The following is a 23,702-nucleotide window of genomic DNA, read 5'->3' as shown; positions in this document are numbered from 1 at the left end:
CGCTCGGTGGAGAGGGTCACTCAGGTGAAGAATGGGTTCTGGCTCCATTATAACCCACGCCGGGTTGACTTTTACGGTCCATGCCGCAGCGGCTGTCCAGCGCCTTGGCGTTTTTGGTGCTATCACGCTCTCGCAGCTCGGAATCCAATTCCGCCAGCCGCTGGGGAGTGCCGATATCACGCCAGGCACCGGCATAATACTCGCCAGTCACCCGGTCGGCCGCGATGGCTTGCCGTAAGAGCGGCCCCAGCGGGAAGCGTCCTGCGGCACAATCGGCGAACAGCTCCGGTCGCAAGACGCTGACCCCGCTAAATGTCAGGCGGGGCGCCCCGCTCAAAGACACCCTGCCAGTCTCCGCCAGCCATCCGAAATCGCCGGTAGGATGCTGCGGTGGGTTATCAACCAAGACCAGATGGGCCAAGCCAACGGACGCTTCCTTTAAGGCAGCGAAAGGATAGTCGGTCCAGATATCGCCGTTGACCACCAAAAACGGTTGAGATCCCAGCAAGGGCAGCGCCTGGAAGATACCACCGCCCGTTTCCAGCGCATCGGGCGGTTCCGGCGAATACGCGATGTGTACTCCCCAGTCGCGGCCATCACCCAGAGTCGCTGGCAAGCGTTCACCTAAATGGCCCGTGTTAATCACCAGATCGGTGATGCCCGCCGCACGCAAGGCATCCAAGTGGTGAGCAATCAATGGTTTGCCAGCGACCGGCAACAGCGGTTTGGGGGTATGATCGGTCAGCGGCCGCATCCGTTCGCCACGCCCAGCGGCAAGAATCATCGCCTTCACGGCGCTGGTGTCCAGCGGTCGATTTGATGAGCCAGCAACAGATCACGCAGACCGGCCAGTTCTGGATAGCGCGGCGCAACCGCCAGGATGTAACTCAGCGTGCGGGGAATGTCGTGCAGATAGCCGGGCTTGCCGTCGCGCAAGTTAAGGCGGGCAAAGATGCCGGTTGCTTTGAGATGACGCTGCACGCCCATCAAATCAAACCAGCGCAGAAATTGATCGGCATCCTCCAGACCATGGACCCCTGCCGCCCGCAGTCGCTGCCGATGAGCCAGCGCCCAGGCTTCCACGCGCTCACGCGGCCAGGCGATATAGCAATCGCGCAACAGGGAAACCAAATCGTAAGTGACCGCTCCGACTACGGCATCCTGAAAATCCAGGACGCCGGGGTTGCCGGCCTCGGTGACCATCAAATTACGGGAATGATAATCCCGATGGACCCAGACGCGCGGTTGTTCCAAGGCATTATCGGCCAGGGCGGCGAAACTGTGATCCAGCGTGTGCTGCTCGGCCTCGCTCAAGTTCAAACCGAGCTGGCGGCCAAGAAACCATTCCCGAAACAGTTCCATTTCCCGGTGCAGCAGCGCGGAATCGTAGGGGGGCAATAGCGCCGTGCCGGGATCGCCCCCAACCTGCAAACGCGCCAGCGTGTCTAGCGCATCATCGTACAAGCCGGCAACGCTGTGCTCGCCAAGCGCCGCCAGATACTGCTGTTCCCCCAGGTCTGTCAGCAATAGCAAGCCTTGATCGAGATCGGCGGCCAGGACTTCGGGGACGTTCAAGCCCAATCCATGCATGGCGCTGCCAATGGCGACGAAAGGCCGGCAATCCTCCTTATCCGGTGGCGCGTCCATCACGATACGAGTCTGGCTGTCGTACCAGACCCGGAAATAGCGGCGAAAACTGGCATCGCCGGATGCCGGGGCGATACGATCTGGCGGTGCTGGCAGTACGGCGCTCAGCCAATCCAGTAATAGAAGCTCTCGGTCGTTCACAGTGGCTCGCGTCTCCAGCCCGATGGCGTTGCAGCGATAATCAATCTATGCGATGTTAAGTCACTTTCATAAGCCCGTAAAACCCCGTTCCGTGACTCCGTATTTTCGAATCTTAGCGATTTGCCTAGCGCTGACGCTCGCTTTATCGACCAGCCTCCAGGCGAAGCAACCGACCCGACCCCCCGATGTATGGGTCCAGTGCGAAGCCGATGAATTGGCCGGTGAGATCGTTCCGGCTGAGGCTGGCGCGCTCCCTTTGGACGATGCACCGATTCAGGCCGAGGCTGGTACCGTGGAATCTTCGCCGGCCCGGTCTGTGCTAGAAGGCAATGTCCGCCTGTCGCGCGGCGGGCAACGCTTGCAAGCCGACAAGATCACGCTGGATCGCCCAGCCAATCAGGCTGTGATCGAAGGCCCCTACACCTATGGTGATTCGAGCCAGGCACTGCGCGGCAAAAAATCGGCGACCGTGGATTTGAACGCACAGTCCGGCCAGTTTGAGGAAGTCGATTATTACTTGCCGGGGCGCAATGCCCAGGGTTCCGCTGATGTGGTCAGAGTGGATCGAGGCAAACGCCGTACCCGCCTGGGGGATGCGACCTATTCGACATGTGCCCGTGGCAAGGAACACTGGGAGTTGCGGGCGCATCAGCTCACCCTGAACGACGCGACCGGCCGTGGTGAGGCGCGTGATATCGTGCTGGCGCTGTGGGATACACCGGTATTTTATTTTCCCTATTTGTCGTTTCCGCTCACTGACGAGCGGCAGTCGGGCTTTCTGTTCCCCACGGTGGGCTATTCGAATACCTTCGGTTTCAATGTAGCGGTTCCCTATTACTGGAACATCGCGCCCGAACGTGATCTAACCCTCACGCCGCGTTGGATGACCCAACGCGGGTTTGCGCTCGGCGCCGATTACCGGTTTCTCAGTCCCAAAGATCAGGGTCAAGTCCGGTTGGAATACCTGCCATACGACCAGCACTACGGTGGGGATCGCGGTTCGTTCAACGTCACTCACCGCGCTACGCCGCTACCCGATACCTATACCAACCTCCGCTACGAATACGTTTCCGATCAGACCTATATCCAGAATTTGAGCAACAATCTGCGCTTCCTGACGCCCAATTATCTGGATCGCTATTTCGATGTGCGCTACCAGGGCGACTGGTGGCAGGCGCTGGCTCGGGTGCAGGGCTATCAAATTTTGAACTCCGGGCTGTTTTCCCGAACCGGCAGGCCCTACCAGCGCTTGCCGCAATTGCTGTTCGATGGTACCTGGCCGCCAACGGCTGGCGGCTTCAACTATCGGTTGCACGGCGAATTGGTTAATTTTCAGCAAGACAACGCCGTAACCGGTACGCGAATCGATCTATGGCCGACCGTCGGCTGGTCCCTTGAGCAGCCGTGGGGTTATTTCAAACCCGAGGCGGGATTTCGCTATACCGGCTATCAGTTGGCCAACACGGCGCCTAATATCGGCGATGCGTTATCGCGATCCGCGCCCATCCTGAGCCTGGACGGGGGGTTAGTGTTCGAGCGGCCATTGCAAGCCGATTGGCTGGGAGTCGCCGCCGGGGCGCAGACTCTGGAGCCACGCCTGTTCTATCTGTATGTCCCCTACCGTGAGCAAAATGCGATTCCGGTGTTCGATAGCGCACTGATGGATCGTGACCACGACTGGTTGTTCCGGCGCAATCGCTTCATCGGTGCCGACCGGCTAGGCGATGCCAACCAACTGACCGCTGCCCTTACCACCCGGATCATTGACGGTCCAAGTGGCCGCGAACGGCTACGCGCCAGTATCGGCCAGATTCAGTATTTCGCCGACCGCCGTGTGACCTTGGCAACGGATGCCCTAGCGGATACTACTGCTAGCTCCGGCCTCATCGCCCAAGGGGAGTTAAGTCTATCCTCGCACTGGGCGTTGCAAGGCGGCGTCCAACTGGAACCGGATAATGGGGATGTACTGCGCAATACCCTGGATTTGCGCTACTACGCGGGTCCGCGCCAGTTGGTTAACTTCGCCTATCTGATGGATCGTGACCAGCCAGGTCTGGATGTGAATGATCAAATTCACTCGGTGGACGTTTCCCTGATGTGGCCGCTCAGTTCGCAGTGGCGCTTTATGAGCCGCTGGAACCAGGCTCTGAACGTGTCTCGCAATCTGGAAACCTTGGCCGGTCTGGAATATGAAGATTGTTGCTGGGCGGTGCGAGCCGTGGCGCGACGCTATCGCGGTAGCACCACGCAAGCCCAATCACAAACCGCGTTTTATCTGGAACTCGAACTGAAGGGCTTATCCCGGCTGGGCGAAGGTTTGGATGCTTTGCTGCAAGGTTCCATCCTCGGCTATCAACCGATGTCCCGTTACTGAACACCATTTTCTGTGGCCCGCATGAAAAAATCGCTTGTTTTCCTCGCCTTGTGCCTGTTGGTGTCGTTGCCGATTACCGGTCGCCCGGAGCTGGTTTTTGGCCCCGGCCCGGAAGGTCCGACCAATGCGCTGGATGCTATCGTCGCCGTGGTCGATGACGATGTGATCACGCGCCGGGAGCTGAACCAGGCCATCGTGGCCGCCGAGCGCCAATTACGCCAGCGAAAAGTCGCCATTCCTGCCCGCCCGGCCCTGGAAAATCAGGTCTTGGAGCGGCTGATTTTGGCTCGGGTACAGGTTCGTGCTGCTGAGCGCAACGGCATCACCGTGGATGACGCAACACTGAATGCCGCCATCGAAACGCTAGCCCAACGCAACAATATGAGCTTGACGCAGATGCGCCAGACCGTCGAAAAAGACGGACTCAGCTTCGCGAAGTTTCGTGACGAGGTGCGCCGCGAAATCATGGGCGCGCGGTTGCGGCAAAAGGTGGTGGATGGTCAACTGCAAGTTTCCGAGCAGGATGTGGATAGCCTTCAGGCGCAACTGCCGACTAACCAGAACGGGTTCGGTGCCGGGGAAGAGGGCGCGGGTGATGGCGCGCGCGCCTATCATATCGCGCAAATCCTGATCGCTTTGCCGGAGGATGCGTCCTCCCAACAGGTAGAGGCGGCTCGACGCAAGGCGGATGCCGTGTTGGCCCGCTTGCGCGGTGGCGCTGATTTCGGGCGTTTGGCGGCCAGCGAATCCTCTGGCCAGCACGCATTAGAAGGGGGTGATCTCGGTTGGCGGACGCCCGAGCAACTGCCGACTTTGTTCACCAACATCGTACCGAAACTGCGGCCGGGCCAAGTCAGTGAACCCATTCGTAGCCCCAGCGGCTTTCACATCGTCAAGCTATTGGAGGTTAAGGGTGGGGGTGCAGCGTCGGTCGGCCGTCGGCCCGTGCCCAAAGGCCAACCGGCTGGGGTAGTGACCGAAACCCGCGCGCGGCACATTCTGGTCAAAACCACGCCCCAGTTGGCCGATGACGAGGCCCGCCAACGGCTGGAGCGCGCCCGCCAGCGGCTACAGGATGGTGGCGACTTCGCCACGCTCGCCAGAGAGCTTTCCGACGATAAAGGGTCCGCAGCACGCGGCGGCGATTTGGGCTGGGTGCCGAGCGGTGCGATGGTGCCGGAGTTCGCGCGAGAGATGGATGCCTTGCAGCCAAACCAGATCAGCGCACCGTTCAAGACGCGGTTTGGCTGGCACATCGTTCAAGTGCTCGAACGGCGCCAGGGCCAGGCTTCTCCAGCCACTGAGCGCGCCCGCGTTCGTGAAGCGTTACTCCGGCGCCGCTCCGACGAGGAATGGGATCTGTTTTTACGGCGCTTGCGTAGCGAGGCTTATGTCGAAGTGCGCTTGCCATCGACAGGGGCTGCACCTGCGGAATCACCCGCCAAATCAGCCCCGTGAGGAATTGACGGCTTGGGCGTGACGGGCGAGCGACTGACCCATCGGGCGCGCAAGCGGTTTGGCCAGCATTTTCTGCGCGATCCCTACGCTATCGAGCGGCTGCTGGCGGCGATCCGGCCGTTACCAGAGGATCGCTTGGTGGAAATCGGCCCCGGCCTCGGCGCTCTGACCCGGCCGCTGTTGGTGGCAGCGGGCGCGTTGGATGCGGTCGAGCTGGATCGTGATGTGCTGGAGCCGTTGCGGGTGCGCTGTGCCGGTTTGGGTACGCTGCGACTCCACCAGGCCGATGCGCTGACCTTTGATTTTGCCGCGTTGCGTGGCACTGGCCCACTGCTGCGGATCGTCGGCAATCTGCCGTACAATATTTCGACGCCCTTGCTGTTTCATCTGCTGGGCCAAGCCGAACATCTGCGCGACTTGCATCTGATGCTGCAACAAGAGGTGGTGGCGCGGATGGCGGCCGGGCCAGGTGAAGACGCCTATGGACGGCTGTCGGTGATGCTGCAATACCGCTGCCAGGTGATGGCGCTGTTCACGGTCGGCCCGGAGGCTTTCCAGCCCCCGCCAAAGGTCTGGTCGGCGGTGGTGCGCTTGATACCCCATGCGACCCTGCCAGTTAAAGTCCAGGACGAGCAGCAGTTCGCCGAGGTGGTGCGGCGTGCGTTTGCGCAGCGTCGCAAGACCTTGCGCAACGCGCTGCGTGGTCTGCTGGATGTGGCCGACATTGAAGCCGCCGGCGTCGATCCCGGTGCGCGCCCCGAAACGCTCGACCTGGCCGCATTCGCGGCACTAAGCCATTCTCGCTGTAAAAATCCTTTGGAGTCGGAGCCATGAAAACCAAATTACCCGCCGCCCCCGCTGGCAATCTGGATCAAGTCGTCGCCGCCGCCCGCCGCAATCGGGAGCAGCGCGAGCAAGACTACCGCGAACAGGCCCTCAAGCTTTACCCGTGGATTTGCGGACGCTGCGCGCGCGAGTTCAATCGGCAGAATTTGCACGAGTTGACCGTGCATCATCGTAATCACGATCATGATTTCAACCCGCCCGATGGCAGTAATTGGGAGTTGCTGTGCCTGTACTGCCACGACAACGAGCATCAACGGCACGAAGAAGCCCTGGCGCAAGCAGGTGCCAGTCATGGCTCCGGTAGCCAGCGAGGCGCTGCCACCCACAACCCGTTCGCCGGTTTGAAAGCGTTGCTGGAGAGCCGTAAAGAAGGCTAGAGGGCTGAGCAGGGACTATTTTTGAGTGCTCAACTCAGGTCATCGCGGTTAAGATAGCGGCCTCGTATTGCCGGCCTTTTTAGGGGACTACCCATGACGTTTGTCGTTACCGAAAATTGCATCAAGTGCAAGTACACCGACTGCGTGGAGGTCTGTCCGGTGGACTGCTTTCACGAGGGGCCGAATTTCCTGGTCATTGACCCGGATGAGTGTATCGACTGCACGTTATGCGAACCGGAATGTCCGGCTCACGCCATCTTCTCCGAGGATGATTTGCCTGCCGATCAGACACATTTCTTAGCGCTCAACGCGGAGCTGACCAAGACCTGGCCGGTCATTAGCGCTAAGAAAGATGCACCGCCCGATGCAGCCGATTGGGACGGTAAGCCCGATAAATTACCCTATCTGGAGCGCTGATCGCAGCGGTTGGCGATCTGTTAGCCACCCACTCGGCTACTGTCCAGGCTTGACCCATCGGCAGCGCTAGCCGCGTGTCGGTGTTCCCTTTACGGAATCAATTATGAGCGCATCCCCTTACGTCATTGAAGTTAATCAACACAATTTCACCCAAACGGTGGTGGAAGCCTCCCAGAGCGTGCCGGTGCTGGTCGATTTTTGGGCTGACTGGTGCCAGCCCTGTCAAACGCTGGGGCCTATGCTGACCAAGCTGGCGAACGAGTATCGCGGCGGTGTCATCGTTGCCAAGATCAACGCCGATACTGAGAAAGCGCTCGCCGCGCATTTTCGGGTGCGCAGCCTGCCGACGGTGATGGTCATTTGGCAGGGCCAGTTGGTGGATCAGTTGGTCGGTTTGCAACCGGAATCGGTTTATCGGGAGATTATTGATCGGTTGGGCGGTGGGGCGGCTCCACAAGCCGGCGATAGATTCCAAGAACAGGTGGAAGCGCTGTGGCAACACGGTCGCCAAAAACAGGCTATTGAGCTATTGCGCGATGCCATTAAGGAAGAGCCGGAAAGCGTCGAGCTAAACGTCAACTTGGCCGATAAGCTGCTTCAGTTAGATCGGGCCGAGGAGGCGCGCAAGCTGCTCGAAAGCTTGCCGGCTGAGGCGCGCGAGCGGCAACCGGCCAGCGGTCTCTTGGCGCGTCTGCAATTCGCCGACATGGCGCGGAATGCACCGACTATCGCCAAACTGCAAGCCCAAGTGAGCACGAAGCCGGACGACTGCACCGCTCGCCAACAGCTCGCCGCCCGCTATGTCCTGGCCGGTGATTACGAGGCTGCGTTGGAACAGTTCATGGACATCCTGCGGCGTGATCCGAAGTTCGGCGATGAGGCAGGGCGCAAGGGCCTGATCGCTATTTTTGATATGTTGGGCAACGAAGACCCGCTAGTCATCACTTACCGGCGCCGCCTGTTTTCCCTGCTGCATTAGGCGAGCGGCCAGGCTGACGCCGAGCACCGGCCGCATGAGTGCTGATCAAAACGGCCTTGCCAGACTCCGCAGCCAGGCTCGACAAGCCCGCACTGAGGGGCAATTCAGGCAAGCTGCCCGTTTTGAGCGTCAGGCGGTGGAACTCGCCCAAGCTTTGGGCCTGGCCAGCGAACGGGTACAGGCCCTACTGTGGGAAGGCTATAGCTTGCGCCAGGCGGGCGAGGAGGATTTGGCCTTGGCAGCCTTGCTGCAAGCGGCCAGCGAGCGGGCCACAACCGCCGATCCAGCCGATGTGTTTGCGGCGTTGGTCGCGGTTATCCATATCAGTCTGGAGCGCAAACCACCGGCGTTTTGCCGAGCGCTTCTGGATGAGGGACGGCGCTATCTTACCGATTTGCGGCAACCATGGAATGGCTTGTTGGATTATCTGGAAGGTGAACTGGCCTACCGTGAAGGTCATTGGGCACCGGCCTGGGAGTGGTATTGTCGTGCCTGGGCCGGTCGGCGGGCCGCACATCCCTGCCTAACGGCCGCAACGCATCTCTGGGCGCTGTGCCGAACTGCCTTTCGGCGGCACGATCTGGCCGAACTGGAACGGTGGATTGCCCGGCTGAGCGAACTCACGCCAAGCGATTCCCTGGATCGGCAATTGCAGCAGCGAGCGCGGTTGTTGGGTTGGCGGGCACGTCGCGCCGCTGGTGTAACCTGTGCCGATGCGGCAACCGATGCTCAGGTAGCGGAGATCGCGCAGGCGTTGCTCGCTGAAGTCACTCAGGGCGCGCAACGGGATACCGGTGTTCGGCACGAAGTGTTGCGGGTGTTGGCGTTGCTCAGTAGCCCCGTGGCGAGGTGAGCTGCCGATCTCGCACTTGCTGGAAGAACGCTGCCAGCCGTTGCGCGATCCCGTCCCAGGTTTCCTCAATCCGGCCGGCGCGCTGAGCGCCTTCACGGCAACGGCTGTACAGAGTGTTATCGGTACACAGTGTGATAATCGCTTCGGCTAACGCCTCGGATGTCGCGGCGGTGGCGATCAAACCCGTTTCGCCATCGACCACTTGTTCGCAAAGCCCACCGACCGGCGTGACCACGACCGGAACTCCCATCCCATAGGCGGCTTCCACCACACCGGACTGGCTGGCTTCCACGCATGGGACCACCACCAGATCGGCCGCCTCGAAGATAGCAGCCACTTCGTGTTCTGGAATCCAGCGGTTATCGAGGTGGATACGCGGGTGCGTGGCCAAGCGAGCCGCCCGTGCGTCCAACTCTCCGCTGCCGACCACTGCCAGGGATAAATCATCGTGGTGCTCGGCGATTTGCCGGAAAGCCTCCAGTAAAAGCGATAGTCCTTTGTAAGCCCGGATGCGGCCGAAGAACAGCAAGCGCCGCGCGCGTTCCGGCCGAGGGCTTGCAGCCTCTGGACGGGGAAAAGCGAGTGGCCCATGAGGAACGATACAGATTCGCTCTGGCGGATAGTGGTAATGGCTGAGCAGCCGGTTGCGCACATGATCTGATAGCACCAACACCCCATCGGCACATTTTAGATTGGCGCGTGTGATGGCCTCCCAACCGATGAATCGGTCGCCGGGGTGAGGGGTGGCGTCATGCAGGGTAAAAACGTAGGCGCGTTTCGTTGAGCGAAGGCGTGGCGCAACCCAGCCGCTCCAAGGGTGAATCATGGTATTGACGACCAGATCAATCTGCTGGCTTTCCAGATAGGCCAAAAACCGTCGCACGAGTTGCGGTAGGACCAAGGTTCGCCAAGCAGCGGATAGCACACCTTCATAGGTATCGACTGCGAAAATCGGCAAGTTGAGCGCTTTGGTTTCAGTCAGCAACTCGGATTGCCGCGATAGAGAAAGGTGTAGGTCGAGCGTGGGGATGCGGCTGAGGGCCTGGGCGACGTGTAAGGTATAGCGCGGGCCGCCACCGCGTCGGCCCCAACACCAGAGGAGGACGCACAGCCGTGTTAACTCTTTACCTCTATTAGACATGGCCACACTTTTTCGGAAAAACTTTCTCACTAATGACTACTAAAAGGGTCTGAAAAAAGTAACAAAAAAGTAACAAAAATGTTAAAAAATTAGCAGTTGACCCCTTGAAACTGTTTAATGCTTATTATCAATCAGTTATTATGAAATTATCAGGATTTGCGCTTTCGCACTTCATGGAGCCGTGATCAGTGCCATTTCAAGCGAAAAAATTCACAGAGATGTAGATCGTCATGACTCCAAAATTCAAAGCTGTCCACTGGCTCGGTTGGCTCATCATCTGCTTGAGCATATTCATGGGGGGCCGGATTGCATGGGCTGCCGCTCCCGCTCCCGTTCCTAGCGCCACCGTCCCATCGGGAACACTCGATCAGTTTATTGGTGAGAGCTTTACCATCCCGTCTACATCGACTGCGCCAATCTCGGATCAGGTGTGTTTTGATAATACCGGCAATGCAACCGGCTATCAGCCCGCGTTTGAATTAATCACGCCGGCGGGAGTGACGTTCAATTCGGCTACGTATCTGGGCAGTGCGGTTAGCATCTCATCACAATTTTGCCCTGCTGCGCCCGGTAATACGAACTGTACCTTTACCAATCCTGATGTCAGTACGCGGATTGTAACCGTCCACCCCGGCGAAACTTTTTCGGTCTTACGTTTTCCGCTGGGTTCCTTCACCACCGACCAACCCGCGCAATGTATGGCTTTGGCGTTTACGCTGGGCAGCTCAGCTACCGCGCCACTTGGCATAATCAAGACGCTGACAGTCACGCCATTCTTTGATTTAGGGGCCGACCCCCTGGACAATCCGGCAACCGATCTACCGCTTTTCGGCGATCTACAAATTATCAAAATCAATCCGACCGTCATCAAGCACACCAAAGTTATTAACGCCCCGGAGGATGAAACCGCGACTGGACCGGACTACCCACGCACGGTGACTTTAACTGTGGATGTGGCGACGGGAGAAACGGTCAATCCTGTTAAAGTGACCGATGATTTGCCGGCTGAGTTTCAGTTTATCAATCCGCCTGCGCCGACTGGTGGATGCTCCATTGATGCTGCCACCACTGCCACCACCACCACCCCTGGCGGTAAGCTGGTTTTTGATTGTGGCTCCATTACAGGGGTGGCTGGAGTCGATAAGACTATCACCTTTTCCTTTTATATCCCGAAAGATAGGGCGAACAATACCTCGATATTGAATCCGACGACGCCCAATCCTTTAACAATTACTAATAACTCCAGCGCTGCTAGCACATATCTTGGTAATCCGCTCCCATCCGTACTCGCCTCCGACACCATCACCGCCAAGGCTGTGGCGTTGCAAAAGGGCGGGGCCATTGTGACGAATACGGGGCCAACAGGTCTGTCCTCTGGCGATACGGTGGAATACACCCTGAATGGCCAGGTTTCCGATTACTTTACCGTGGGTAATTTGATCGTCACTGACAAGTTGGGGGATGGGCAAACCTATGATGCTAGCTTTACCCCGACTTGGAGCGTGGCTTGCGTTGGCGCTCCAGCAACCAACGGTACCTTTACCGGTAGCAACATTACCGTTACGTCGAATCAATGCACCGCGACTAACCCTCCCCCCGGTTGTGACGGTACAACGTCTATTCGGCTTGATCTTTCAAGCGCGATGGGCGGATCTGGTCTACTCGCTGGTACGGTTAACGGCCAGCAGTGTACCTTCACCATCAAGCTGCGCTCAGTCATTGATAATGCCTATACCGGTCCCGTGAGTGGCACCAAGACGTTGAGTGCCGGTGATACCGTTAAAAACCACAGCGATGTGGCCTTTAACGTAGCAGGTGGTGGCACGATCACCGAAAGCACGTCATCCAGTCTAACTGTCGCTGCACCGACGTTGGTTAAGTCAAAGTATGCTTTCAACGGGAGCACGACCCTGCCCGATCCGTTTAAGGTCGGGGCGGGCGATACAGTGACTTACCGGCTGACCACCACGTTTCCAGTTTCTTCGGTCGAGAATTTCAAACTGACCGATTATCTGCCGATTCCTTTATATAGTCTTCCAACATCTCTGGCAGGTGGGGGTCAATGCGCAGGTGGGGCGACGCCGACAGCACCGGCAACCAATGCGTGGTGTTATACCAGTAGCGATACAGTGAGCGGTACCCCACCACCACCACCACTAATCGTTACGACAACGCCCAGTCTGAACCGCATCGAATGGAATTATGGTAACCGCGAGTTACCAGATACAGGTGGCACGATTGATATTTTGTATACCGTTCAAGCTACCAATCAACCAATGGCTGACCGCTTGAACCTGGCTAATTTAGCGGTTCAGTCTTACAAAGACAGCCTCAGTGGTACTGAGCAAACGGCGGCGACGACGACCCAGGTCATTACCAAGCAGCCGCAGCTAGCTATTAAGAAAGAAATTCGCAGCGTCACGCATGGTACGCGGACAGATTCTGCTTCAGTCCCTGCTGGCTATGATGCCCAGGCAACCGGCCTGGATGCGGGTGACAAGATCACCTATCGCGTGCGCATCACTAACACCGGCAGCGCACCCGCTTACAGCATTCGCCTGACCGACGATGCGGGTACGCTGACCACCGCATTTGGCAGCCCCACCTCGTGTACCACGCCGACAGTGACGTTGGGAGATGAAAGCACAGCCGTCACCACAAGCGGTAGCCTATTTACCACGGATGCCAACTTAGGAATGACGGTCACGCCATCGTTAGCTGGTAATGGTGATGCCACAGTCGATGCCAATGAAGAACTTTTTGTTGAATACACCTGCACGCTGGCGGCTAATGCGACACCACGCACGACAGCTATTGATAACACCGCAACCCTGCGGAATTACAGCAACATCAATACGACCGGTGCAGTTAATTTCGCCACCAACCCAGCGCCGTTGACGCGCAAGGCACAGATTCAAACGCAGGGGATTCAAAGCATCACCAAAGCAATTACTGGCTCTTCTCTGCCCGGCTCAACACCCGACAGCAACATCAACAACGGCGAAACGCTGACGTTCACGATTACCGTCAATCTTTCGGAAGGGATTTACAATAGTTTCAGCTTGACCGACAACAGAACCACCATCCCTACGATTACCTGTGGCTCCAACGGTTTTACCTGTAGCAGTAATGTAACGACCTCCGGCAGTCAAGTCACGGTTGCCGCAACCCCTAATTCGACCCCTGGCACGATCACCTACACCTATTCCCAGGCCAAGGCAGCAGGCGGCACCAATATCGCTAGTGTGTCTGCAACCAACGCACCGGCCAAGACGGCCACCACAACCTGGAGCATGGATAATCCAAATCCCGCCATCAGCAAGACGCTCTCGCCTGGCAGTAATCTACAGGATGGGGATACGGTACAAATCAGGCTGGGCTGGTCTAATACTGACAACAATAACCCAATGTTCCGCTGCGTTATTACCGATACGCTTGATGGTAATGTGTTTGATCTGAACACAGTGCAGAATGTTACTGCACCTACTGATTACACCTTTGCATACAACAACCCAACCGTTACTTACACCTATACGCCGCCCGTTGCGACGCCGGATGCGCCTTGCCCCACAGTGGCAGCGGGTGGTGCGGTATTCAGCGTCCAGATTAAAAACAACGTTGTTACCGGCACCTACACCAATACTGCGAATATTGATACTTACACCGTGCCGCCGTCGGTGACCATCGGCGGGGCGGCAGTCAGCGCCAGCGTCAACGCGCAGGTACCCATCGGTGCACCGACAGTCAGCAGCAAAACAGTGCTGCGAACTTCACTGGCGGATACCAGCGGCAGCAATGTCGCCATCGGTGAGGTGGTAACCTACCGGCTGGTATTCCGAATGGCCGAAGGTGTTACGAATGCCGTTAAGCTGATCGACCAACTGATGACCGGTACCTCTACTGCGCAGTTGGTTTATATTCCTAACACGGCCCAGCTATCGCGCAGTAGCACCAGCTTGAGCGCCGCTAACGACCCTAACGGCATTAATAACGTCGCCATCAACACGCTGGTGTCGGTTACCCCAACGCTCAGTGGTTCAAACCTTATCATTGATCTGGGCAACGTTACCAATGCTGACGCCAACAAGGCCACTGCCGAAAGCTACACGTTAGAAGCGCAATTCTACGTCGCCAATGTATCCCTCAATAGCGGCGGCACAAGCTTGCAAAACCGTGCGCAAATCACTTACCGGCCGGCAGCTGCAACCGCTGATACAACCGTCAACGGCTCAACGGCGACTGTTAAAGTCGTAACGCCGCAAGTAGGCATCATCAAGACGGCAAATCCCACCGCCGGGGCGGGTGGTGATACCGTCACCTACACCTTAAAAGTGAGCAACACGGCCACGGGCGCCAACGCGGCGCCAGCCTATGATTACGCCTTCAGCGATCTTCTGCCGGCAGAAATGACGCCGACAGGCACTCCAACCGCCAACGTCGGTACCACGGGTGCAACGGTCAGTTCGCTAGCCTTCAGTGGCCAAACACTGGCCGGCGTCATCGACAAGCTTGATCCGGGCGAAACGGTGACGATCACCTATCAGGCGACATTAGCGCCAACCGTGCCTTTGGGTAAGATCCTAGTCAACAAAGCCGCTGCCACCGCCACCACCCTACCGGGAATCGATAGCAACGAGCGTACCGGCTCCGGCACGGGACCCAATACCTTATTCGCTGGGACTAATGCGCCAGTCAACACGCAAACGGTCACGCTCAGCAAGACGATCAAAAATCCCAAACCGTACTATGCCATCGGCGAGGTAGTGGAGTACGAGTTGCGCCTTGCGGTACCCATCGGTACAGCGACGAACGTCAAGTTCGAGGATACTTTGCCTACCGGTTTGAGCTATGTAGCTGGTAGTGGCGCCTTGAGTATCACGGGTGGCGTAACTACACCAACCGCTGGCCCGAACACCCCCAGCCCCACCAGTCCGCTTACCTTTACAGTAGGTACTGTCGTCGCAGCGGGCACAGCGGGCGATGTGGTAATTAGTTATCGAGCCAAGGTTGATAACACCAGCGCCAACCAGGATGGCGCCTTGCGGATCAACAACGCACAGGTCAGTTACGACAATCCCAATGGTCCCAGCGGTTCGTTGCTGACGGCCACAGCGCCCAATCCGCCGAGCGTGCATGTCGGCGAGCCGAATCTGGAAATGACCAAGACGATCCTGGCGGGGGCCGCAGGCGGCACCGCGCAGGGTGCAGGCAGCATCGTGCGCTGGCAGTTTACCGTTAGCAACAACGGCCATACCACGGCGCATCGAGTGGCGATTAGGGATGTATTGCCGGGTAATACCGCCGGTCTGGATAAGCTGACCATTGCCACTACGCCCAATATCACCGTCACCACCGTAGGTGGGGTGAGTAAGGAGGCCGGCGGTCCTGTAATTGCAAGCGACTTTTTGGTCAGTCTCACTAACCGTGCCCGCGATACGCTCTCAGCGACCGATCTGGTTCTCGAACCCGGTGCGACGCTGACCGTAGCCTTCGATACGGTCGTAGGGCCGGATGCCTCGGCTACTGATAACCTGGATAACAAGGTCGCAGCGACCTACAACAGCTTGCCAACTGGCACAGATGGGCGCGACGCCAGCAACGGAGGCGATGATGACAACGACGCGACCCTAAACAACTATCAGGAATCAGCCAGCCAAAGCCTGCGGATCAAGTCGTTCATCGCCATCGACAAGCAAGTCGAACCGGTGACGGCGACCATCGGCCAAACGATCACCTATCGTTTACACATCGACCTGATTGAAGGCACAACCAACAGTGTCGTCGTGACCGATGTGTTGCCAGCGGGACTGCAATATGTCAGCCACGCAGTTAACGTGGGCAATATCGGCATGGCGTTAACTAACGCTGCGTACAACACCCGACTGGGTTCCGGCCAAACCGTCAGCTTCAACCTGGGTAATGTGATCAACCCGGCTAACGGAGATCAAAGCGACGATTACGTAGAAGTGGAAATCTACGCCCGCGTGGCTAATATCACCACCAATCAAAACAACCTGTTGATTGCGAACGGTGGTGAGCCGACCGGTCCTTCGCCGGTGTCGGTAAGCTACAATGATGGGTCGCCGCAAACCGTCTATTTCGACCATGACGCCACTACGCCCGGCTATCAGGGCATTCCCTTCACAGTGACTGAGCCGGTGCTGGGCGTGACCAAGACGGTCAATCCAACCGCGCAGGCGCTTGGCGATATCGTTACCTATACCCTGAACATCAGCCACCAGCCGGCTAGCACAGCAGATGCCTATGACGTGGTGTTGGTGGATGTCATTCCCGCCGGTTTGACCTACATCGCCAATTCGGTAAACCCACCTGCGACCTTTGTTTCCTACGACGCCGGAACGCGCAAACTCACGCTGCGCTACGACAGCCTGCCGCAGGCCGAAGGCAGCCGGACGATCACTTACCAGGCGCAAATCAATACATCGGCCGTGGTAGGGGTTCAGCAGGTCAACAGCCTTACCATGACCTGGGCTAGCTTGCCAGGTGCCAACGGCGATCCCAACAATGGCCGCAATGGCGAGGACGGACCTGGTGGTTTGAACGATTACCAGGTCACCACCAGTACGCCGGTGACACCCACAGCCAGCGCGGTAATTGATGCCACCAAGATTGTAACTTTTGTCATCCCCGGTGGGGATGTCAACGGCAACGGCATTGTCGATCCTGGTGACACGCTGCAATACACCGTTACCCTGAAGAACACCGGGACCAGTCCGGTAACCAATGTGGTGTTTACTGATCCCATTCCCGCCAATACCCAATATGTAACGGGCAGCAGTACCTTGAACAGCAATTCGGCGGGTAGCTTCAGCGACGATACGCTGACGGTGAATGTAGGCGGCCTGAATGCCAGCGCCACCGCCACCATTTCTTTCCAGGTGACGGTGAACGCGGGAACGCCGGCAGGAACGATCATCAGCAACCAAGGTGTGGTCGATTCCGACCAGACCGTTCCCGAACCGACCGATGCTGACGGCAACGATGCCAATGGCGATCAGCCGACCGTGATCCCCGTGGGCGGCACGCAAACGGCCCTCTACGCTGAAAAACGGGTGCGGTTATATCAAGATGTCAATAACAACGGCATTGTTGATAACGGCGACATCATGGAATACTCGCTGATCCTGCACAATCAGGGCAGCACAGCACTGACGGGTGTGCGCCTGACCGATACGCTGCCAAATGGTTTGACTCCTGTTGTTGATAGCGAGTTGTCTGCCTTAAACACAAAGCTAACCGTAGCTACGGGTCAGGATGGTGTGAAGTGGGAATCCTCCACGACCCCAGGAGCCGGTTTTACAATAGGCCCCAACAGCTCGGCGCTGGCAACTTTCCGGGTGACTGTGACCGATGCCACCGCCAATAGTGGCACGTTCTCCAACCAGGCCACTGTCAATTACACCGAGGGCAGCACGCCCAGGACCACCCGAACCGACAGCAACGGCAGCCCGGAGGATGGCAACCAGCCGACGGTGTTCCAGGCCGGTTCCAGCACACCCAAGCTCGATCCACAAAAGCGTTGGCGGTTGGATACCGATCTTGATGGTGACGGTCAGCCCAGTGCTGGTGATATCTTGTATTACACCATTACGGTGACCAATACGGGTGCAGCCGCCACCAATGTGCGCTTGACCGATCCGATTCCGGCCAATACCACCCTGGTCCCCAATTCCGTGTATACCAGCCAGGGTACGATAACCGGGCAAAGCCCAATCAGTGTCAATATCGGCAACATGGCCACTGGCGATGTGGTGACGGTCAATTTTAGAGTCAAGATCGACAAGCCGTTGCCGGCGGGTGTCAATCTCATCAGCAACCAGGCCACGGTCACGAGGACCGGCGACCCCACGGGTGTCAAATCCGACGACAATGGCAATCCGAACGACAACGGCGGTAATCCAAGTCCCACCTTGACGCCGATTGGCCGACAAAGCGCCGTGACGAAGACGCTATTTGGCACCAGCGAGCCGGTTGGCAGTACCGGCAACCAAGTGTTGATCGGTGAAGTGTTGACTTACCGCCTTACGGCGACCATACCACCTGGAACCACGCGCCAATTGTCCTTTTTGGATACCTTGCCAGCAGGGCTTGATTATGTGGCGGGATCGGCGACGCTGACGCGGACGTTCACTAGCGGATTGAACGCCTCGCTTAACCCAGCGGATATCAACAGCGCAACCAGCGGTTCGCCGGTTGTTCTAACCAATGATCCCAACCTGTCCTGGACTGCGGGGACACGCACCTTGCAACTTACCTTGGGCGATGTCATCAATTCAGCCGCGACGGATGCGACCTACACGTTGGAATATAAGGTGGTGGTGCAAAACATCGCCGCCAACGTCCGTGACCAAGCGTTGACGAATACGGGCGGTATCCGTTACTGGAATGCGCTGTCGCAGCCGCAAACAACGTCCGCGACACCGGTTACGGTCACGGTCATCGAACCGCACCTGACCTTGACTAAAATACCGAGTCCATCGGCCATTGTTTCGTCATCGGCGTCTGGTCAAATCACCTACACCATCACGGTGCGCAATGATGGCAATGCATCGGCTTACAATGTGGCGATTACGGACGCCCTCACTACCCTACCAACGGGCGCGCAACTTTCAACAGTTACGACGACTCAGGTGCCAAGCGGTACGTTTGGAACCATCACCAACACTAGTTCCACAACTAATCTTGCCATCCAGGTTGCTGAATTCCCGGCAGGTGGGACTTTAACGATTGTCGCTCCGGTGAACCTAACTTTGGGGGCTTCGGCTGATTTCTCCAACACGGCAAATACCACCTGGACCAGCTTGCCCGGTGCTAAAGGCACTAACGATGCGAATCCCGCAAACCCAGGTGACATTGACGGCGAACGCACGGGTGGAGCAGGGGCGGGTAGCAACGGTTACAGCAACAGCGCGACCTCAACGGTCAAGGTCGCTAATCCAGGGCTGACCAAGGAGCTATTAAACGCTCAAAGCCGCTATGCCATCGGTGATGTCGTCGAATACCGCCTGGCACTCAGCGTCCCGGCGGGCTTCACCCTCCAGAGTGTGAGATTGAAGGATGTATTGCCGGCGGGACTGAGCTATGTTACTGGCTCATTTAACCTTGTGAAGCCGACGGATATAACTCTTGGCACTACACCGGCTGACTTCACAACGACAAGCAATACTCTGGAAGCTAATTTTGGCAATGTGGTTAACGCCAACACGACAACCAGCCAGACGATAGTTATTACCTACAAGGCGTTGGTGGCGAACGTATTGGATAATCAAGATGGCGTCTCGATGACCAATACGGCCACTCTAACTGTGTTTGATCCGGGAACTAACGGCGACCTTACCAAACCCATCACCAACCAGCCGCCCCCGGCTATCATAGTTGGCGAGCCGCATCTGAAGATGATCAAAGACGTCAATCCGGTCGTTGGGGTGCAAAACGGCGATACGGTGACGTTCACCATCACCGTGGAAAATAATGGCTCGACGCCTTCCTACGAGACGGTCTTGACGGATGCGTTGACAGGCAAGCTGGTTGGAGTTGCTGGTTCTTTAACTGTTACTGTGGTGAATGGCTCCCCCGTCGTTGGGGTGGGCAACTTCACCTTCGGCGCAGGTGGCTTGAGTACCGGCACGCCGTTCACGCTCGCTCCTGGGGCTAAAATCCAGTTAACGTTCCAGGCCAAGTTGACCGGTGTCAACATTGGCGACGCGCTGCCGAACCAGGTTAGCGCGACCTTCTCCAGCCGTTTGGGTGATGACCAGAACGAGCGTGATAACGGTAATAATGGCGTCGATCAAGACGATCCCGCGCAAAATACGGACCCGAACAAGCTGGATAACTACAACGCTACGGCAACTTCGCCAAATTTGATCGCCGCCACCACGGTCGCAATCGACAAGGGGTTTTTGCCGCAGGGCCAGAACACCTACACCATTGGCGAGCTAGTGACTTACCAGATCAAGGTCAACGTTAGCCGAGTGATCACCCCGGATGTGGTGGTGACGGATGTATTGCCGGCTGGGTTAAGCTATGTGAGCTGCGCGGTGGCTACTGGCGACTCTGACCTCACCGTTGCAAAAATAGCCATAATCCAACCCGGTTTACCAGCCAGTTGTGTCCCGTCCGCACAGGCTGGAACTGGCCCAACTACGCTCACCTTCGATTTTGGTGAGGTTAATAATCGGGCGATAGCGACGGATACTAACCCCAACGATGAGTATGTGTTGGTCACGCTCATCGCACGGGTGGATAACATCTTGGCTAATCAGGCGGGTGTCTCGCTGGGTAACAATGCCTCAGTCAGCTACACCGAGGCCGGCCAGCCCAAGAGCCTGGATTTTGACGCCGACGGTAATCCCAATAACGGGGTTATCGAGCCTCTCAAGCTCACGGTTGTGGAACCACAGGTGACATTGGATAAGACTGCTAGCCCCAGTAGCGTTTCCCTGGGCGATGAGGTGACGTTCAACCTAACCCTGACTCCGGTCGCGGATGCTACGGGCCAGTGTCGGACACCAGCCTATGATCTGGTGATAAAAGATACGCTGCCGCAATATCTGACCTATATAGGGTTGGGCGGCAGTCCATTACCCAGTGGGGTGACGGTGGCCCAGAATGGTCAGGAACTGACCTTTACCCTTAGCAGTGCGCTGGCGTGCGGTGCGCCCAAAACGATCCCATTCCGGGCACGCCTCTCAGCCGCTGCGCCAATTGGCGTCGCTCTGACTAATAATGCAACCGTCACCTGGGCCTCACAGCCGGGTGCGACGGGTGGTTCCGATAGTGGTCGCACGGGTGCGGATGGTGCCGGATCGGGGCTTAATAACTATGCAGACCCCGCGACTGCCGTAATCACGCCGACTGCCAACGCGGTGATCAGTGCCGCCAAGAGCGTCAGAGATGTCAACGGCGGTACGACTTTGCCTGGTGATCTGCTGGAGTACAGCATCACGCTGACCAACAACAGTGACGAGGACATCAGCGGGGTCGTATTCACTGACCCAATTCCGGGTAACACGAGCTATGTCGCAGCCAGCAGTACCCTGAACGGCAATCCGACCGGCAGTGTCGCTGGTAGCCCTCCGATTCTGACCGTGAATGTCGGCACGCTAAAGGCTCACGCCAGTGCAATCATCCGCTTCCAGGTCAGAGTCAGTTACAGTACGCCCAATGGCTTCGTGGTTCGCAATCAAGGCTCCGTGGACTCACCACGAACCGTGCCGACCCCAACCGATGCCGACAACGATCCGAGCAATGGCGCACAGCCGACCGAAACACCGATTGGCACTCAGACTGGTACGAACAGCACCTTGCGGGCTGAAAAGCGGGTAGCCGTGTCGAATGACATCACGCCACTCGGTGTGGTGAACGCGGGCGATACCCTGCGCTACACCATCGTTTTGCGCAATCCGGGTCAGACAGCACTGACCAATCTGACGCTTACCGATCAGGTTCCAACCGGTTTGACGTATGTCAACAACAGTGCCAGCCCGGTGGCAGCTTTTAGTAGCCCCACCTTGACGTGGTCGGGCCTAAGCGTGCCAGCTAATGGCAGCCTGACGCTGACGTTTGATGCCACAATTGACACATTTAGCGCACCACCACCACCTACCGAGAAGGAATTCAGCAATCAAGGCACGGTGACCTCGCCCCAGATCACCACCCCGGTGTTCACCGATGGCAATGGCGATCCCGGCGACGGTGAGCAACCGACTGTGATCACCGCGACGACGGCCGCTGGCGCCCCGAAGCTGGATTTGCAAAAACGTGGGGCGCTCGCTGGCAACGCGGCGGGTGGCACCGCTGTCAATCCGGGTGATACGGTCCTCTACACACTGGTGGTGTCAAACACCGGCTCCGCGACGGCAACCCAGGTGATCGTGACCGATAACGCGCTGCCGCCGCAGGTCACGCTCATTGCGGGTAGTGTGCTGACCAGCCGTGGCAGCGTGGTCACTGAAAGCCCATTAAGGGTCAATGTTGGTGACCTAAAACCGGGTGAGCAAGCGACCATCAGCTTCCGTGTCACGGTCAATGCCAATACCGGAGGACAAACCGCGAGCAATCAGGCCCGCGCAGTAGCGGATAATGATCCAAATGGCATTGCCTCCGACGACAATAACAGTGGACGCGATCCGACGGATATTCGTATCCTCCGTGTTCCTGGGGTTGGCAGCATCCCAACCTTATCGGAATGGGGAATGATCGTCCTATCTTTGCTGATGGTCATGGCGCTGGCGGTGACGCGGCGCCGGGATGCCATGATCCGTGGGAGCAGTCGGCGGTGGAGATAGGGCCAAGCTCGTGAACGGTTTGATGCGCAGACCTGGGCGGTGCAGAGTATGTTGCGATTTTTTCTGATCTTTCTCGCCATCCAGGCCGCGCTGTTCACGGCGGAGCTGACCCCGCCGGTACAGCGGATTTTCGTCGAGCCGTTTACCGGAGTTTTGGCCAAGGCATCTGGTGCAACTCTGGATTTGCTTGGGCGGGAGGTAGAAACAGTCGGCATGGTGATCCGCGATGTAGCTACCCCGTTCGCAGTCGAAATCGCGGCTGGGTGCAACGGCGTGGAGGCGATGTTGATCCTGATCGCCGCCATGCTGGCGTTTCCCGCGCCGTGTCGGTATCGGCTGGCCGGTATCGCCATCGGTATTTTCGCTATTCAGGTGCTCAATCTGGTACGCATTGTCTCGCTGTTTTTTCTGGGACTTTGGAGTCAGACGGCGTTCGAGTGGGCACATCTTTATGTGTGGCAGGCCCTGATTATGCTGGACGCCCTGGTTGTCTGGCTCTTGTGGATTCGCAGTCTACCGTCGGCTCATAATGGTTCTCCCCAAGCCATCTAGCCTGTTGGGGCGCTTTTTCTTAGCGGCCCTGTTTTGGTTGCCAGTGTGGTTTACCATCTGGTACTACGCGGCCCCAATAGTTGGAGCGCCGGTAGTTTGGCTGTCGCGTTGGGTGCTCGATTGGATTACCCCTGGCGTTATCAGCGAAGTGCTCGGTTATGGTAAAGACCTGCATTTTGCCACCACCATCCCAGCGGCCTTGCCTTCCAGCGCGCCGGCCGGGTCCGTCGCCGAGATTGTCGTCCCCGTCAATCTGCTTAAGTATTCCTGGAACCTTCCCGTACTGATGGCGTTGTTGTTCGCCGCTGACGAGCGTTTCTTTTCCCTGGGCCGGATGGTCTTGGGCTCTCTGGCGCTGCTACCATTCCAAGCTTGGGGAGTCATTTTCGAGGTTCTGAAAGTCCTTTCGATCCAGCTAGGGCCTGAAATCGCCGGTCGGGTGGGCATCTCACCGTGGGGCCGGGAAGCGGTGGCGCTGGGTTATCAGTTCGGCTATCTGATGCTGCCGGTCATTGCGGCCAGCAGTGTTTGGATGATTCTCAATCGATCCCTGATCAATACTCTCCTGTCGGCTGGTCGAGATCGTTCCGAATAGTCTATTCGGAT

Annotated in this window: 13 protein-coding genes; 10 read left to right on the top strand and 3 right to left on the bottom strand. The window is 57.7% G+C overall.

Annotated elements, in window-relative coordinates:
- Positions 1 to 16 precede the first annotated feature (16 nt).
- Positions 17 to 793 (bottom strand): N-acetylmuramate alpha-1-phosphate uridylyltransferase MurU, encoded by a 777-nt coding sequence (gene murU / locus BN873_RS16530; protein WP_082161363.1) that lies wholly within the window; start codon positions 791 to 793, stop codon positions 17 to 19.
- Positions 790 to 1,788 carry an aminoglycoside phosphotransferase family protein gene (locus BN873_RS16525; RefSeq protein WP_082161362.1) on the bottom strand — a complete coding sequence of 333 codons (999 nt, stop codon included), beginning with the start codon at positions 1,786 to 1,788 and terminating at the stop codon, positions 790 to 792. The genes murU and BN873_RS16525 overlap by 4 nt, the downstream gene beginning before the upstream one ends.
- Before the next feature lie 91 nt (positions 1,789 to 1,879).
- Between BN873_RS16525 and BN873_RS16520 the strand changes: the two genes are divergently transcribed.
- From BN873_RS16520 to BN873_RS16490, 7 genes are all read left to right on the top strand, one after another.
- Positions 1,880 to 4,162 (top strand): LPS-assembly protein LptD, encoded by a 2,283-nt coding sequence (locus tag BN873_RS16520; protein WP_171820512.1) that lies wholly within the window; start codon positions 1,880 to 1,882, stop codon positions 4,160 to 4,162.
- Positions 4,163 to 4,183: 21 nt separating this feature from the next.
- Positions 4,184 to 5,620: a peptidylprolyl isomerase gene (locus tag BN873_RS16515; RefSeq protein WP_048676335.1), complete on the top strand. Its 1,437-nt coding sequence runs from the start codon at positions 4,184 to 4,186 to the stop codon at positions 5,618 to 5,620.
- A gap of 18 nt (positions 5,621 to 5,638) precedes the next feature.
- Positions 5,639 to 6,454: a 16S rRNA (adenine(1518)-N(6)/adenine(1519)-N(6))-dimethyltransferase RsmA gene (gene rsmA / locus BN873_RS16510; protein ID WP_374727171.1), complete on the top strand. Its 816-nt coding sequence runs from the start codon at positions 5,639 to 5,641 to the stop codon at positions 6,452 to 6,454.
- Positions 6,451 to 6,843, top strand: a complete 393-nt coding sequence (locus BN873_RS16505; RefSeq protein ID WP_048676332.1) for a YajD family HNH nuclease — start codon at positions 6,451 to 6,453, stop codon at positions 6,841 to 6,843. The genes rsmA and BN873_RS16505 overlap by 4 nt, the downstream gene beginning before the upstream one ends.
- A 93-nt stretch (positions 6,844 to 6,936) precedes the next feature.
- Positions 6,937 to 7,260, top strand: a complete 324-nt coding sequence (gene fdxA / locus BN873_RS16500; RefSeq protein WP_048676329.1) for a ferredoxin FdxA — start codon at positions 6,937 to 6,939, stop codon at positions 7,258 to 7,260.
- 103 nt (positions 7,261 to 7,363) lie between these two features.
- Positions 7,364 to 8,239, top strand: coding sequence for a thioredoxin (trxA, locus tag BN873_RS16495; protein ID WP_048676326.1), 876 nt, complete (start codon positions 7,364 to 7,366; stop codon positions 8,237 to 8,239).
- Positions 8,240 to 8,273: 34 nt separating this feature from the next.
- On the top strand, positions 8,274 to 9,092 hold the full coding sequence (locus tag BN873_RS16490) for a hypothetical protein (RefSeq protein ID WP_048676323.1): 819 nt from the start codon (positions 8,274 to 8,276) through the stop codon (positions 9,090 to 9,092).
- Here the strand turns inward: BN873_RS16490 and BN873_RS16485 are convergent.
- Positions 9,070 to 10,233 (bottom strand): glycosyltransferase family 4 protein, encoded by a 1,164-nt coding sequence (locus BN873_RS16485; RefSeq protein WP_082161361.1) that lies wholly within the window; start codon positions 10,231 to 10,233, stop codon positions 9,070 to 9,072. The two genes, BN873_RS16490 and BN873_RS16485, sit on opposite strands and share 23 nt — an antisense overlap.
- A gap of 293 nt (positions 10,234 to 10,526) precedes the next feature.
- Here BN873_RS16485 and BN873_RS16480 point away from each other — a divergent pair, with 293 nt between their 5' ends.
- Genes BN873_RS16480 through BN873_RS16470 form a run of 3 tightly spaced genes read left to right on the top strand, consistent with a single transcriptional unit; the run spans position 10,527 to position 23,691 of the window.
- Positions 10,527 to 22,544: an IPTL-CTERM sorting domain-containing protein gene (locus tag BN873_RS16480; RefSeq protein ID WP_048676317.1), complete on the top strand. Its 12,018-nt coding sequence runs from the start codon at positions 10,527 to 10,529 to the stop codon at positions 22,542 to 22,544.
- Positions 22,545 to 22,592: 48 nt separating this feature from the next.
- Positions 22,593 to 23,096, top strand: coding sequence for an exosortase H (gene xrtH / locus BN873_RS16475; protein ID WP_048676314.1), 504 nt, complete (start codon positions 22,593 to 22,595; stop codon positions 23,094 to 23,096).
- Positions 23,074 to 23,691 carry an exosortase H-associated membrane protein gene (locus BN873_RS16470; RefSeq protein ID WP_048676311.1) on the top strand — a complete coding sequence of 206 codons (618 nt, stop codon included), beginning with the start codon at positions 23,074 to 23,076 and terminating at the stop codon, positions 23,689 to 23,691. Before xrtH ends, BN873_RS16470 begins: the two co-directional genes overlap by 23 nt.
- The last annotated feature ends 11 nt before the right edge of the window (positions 23,692 to 23,702 follow it).

The organism is Candidatus Competibacter denitrificans Run_A_D11, from assembly GCF_001051235.1.
GTDB classification, from domain to species: domain Bacteria; phylum Pseudomonadota; class Gammaproteobacteria; order Competibacterales; family Competibacteraceae; genus Competibacter_A; species Competibacter_A denitrificans.
Note: the sequence above shows the minus strand (reverse complement) of the source record. Positions and strands in the feature narration are given on the sequence as shown.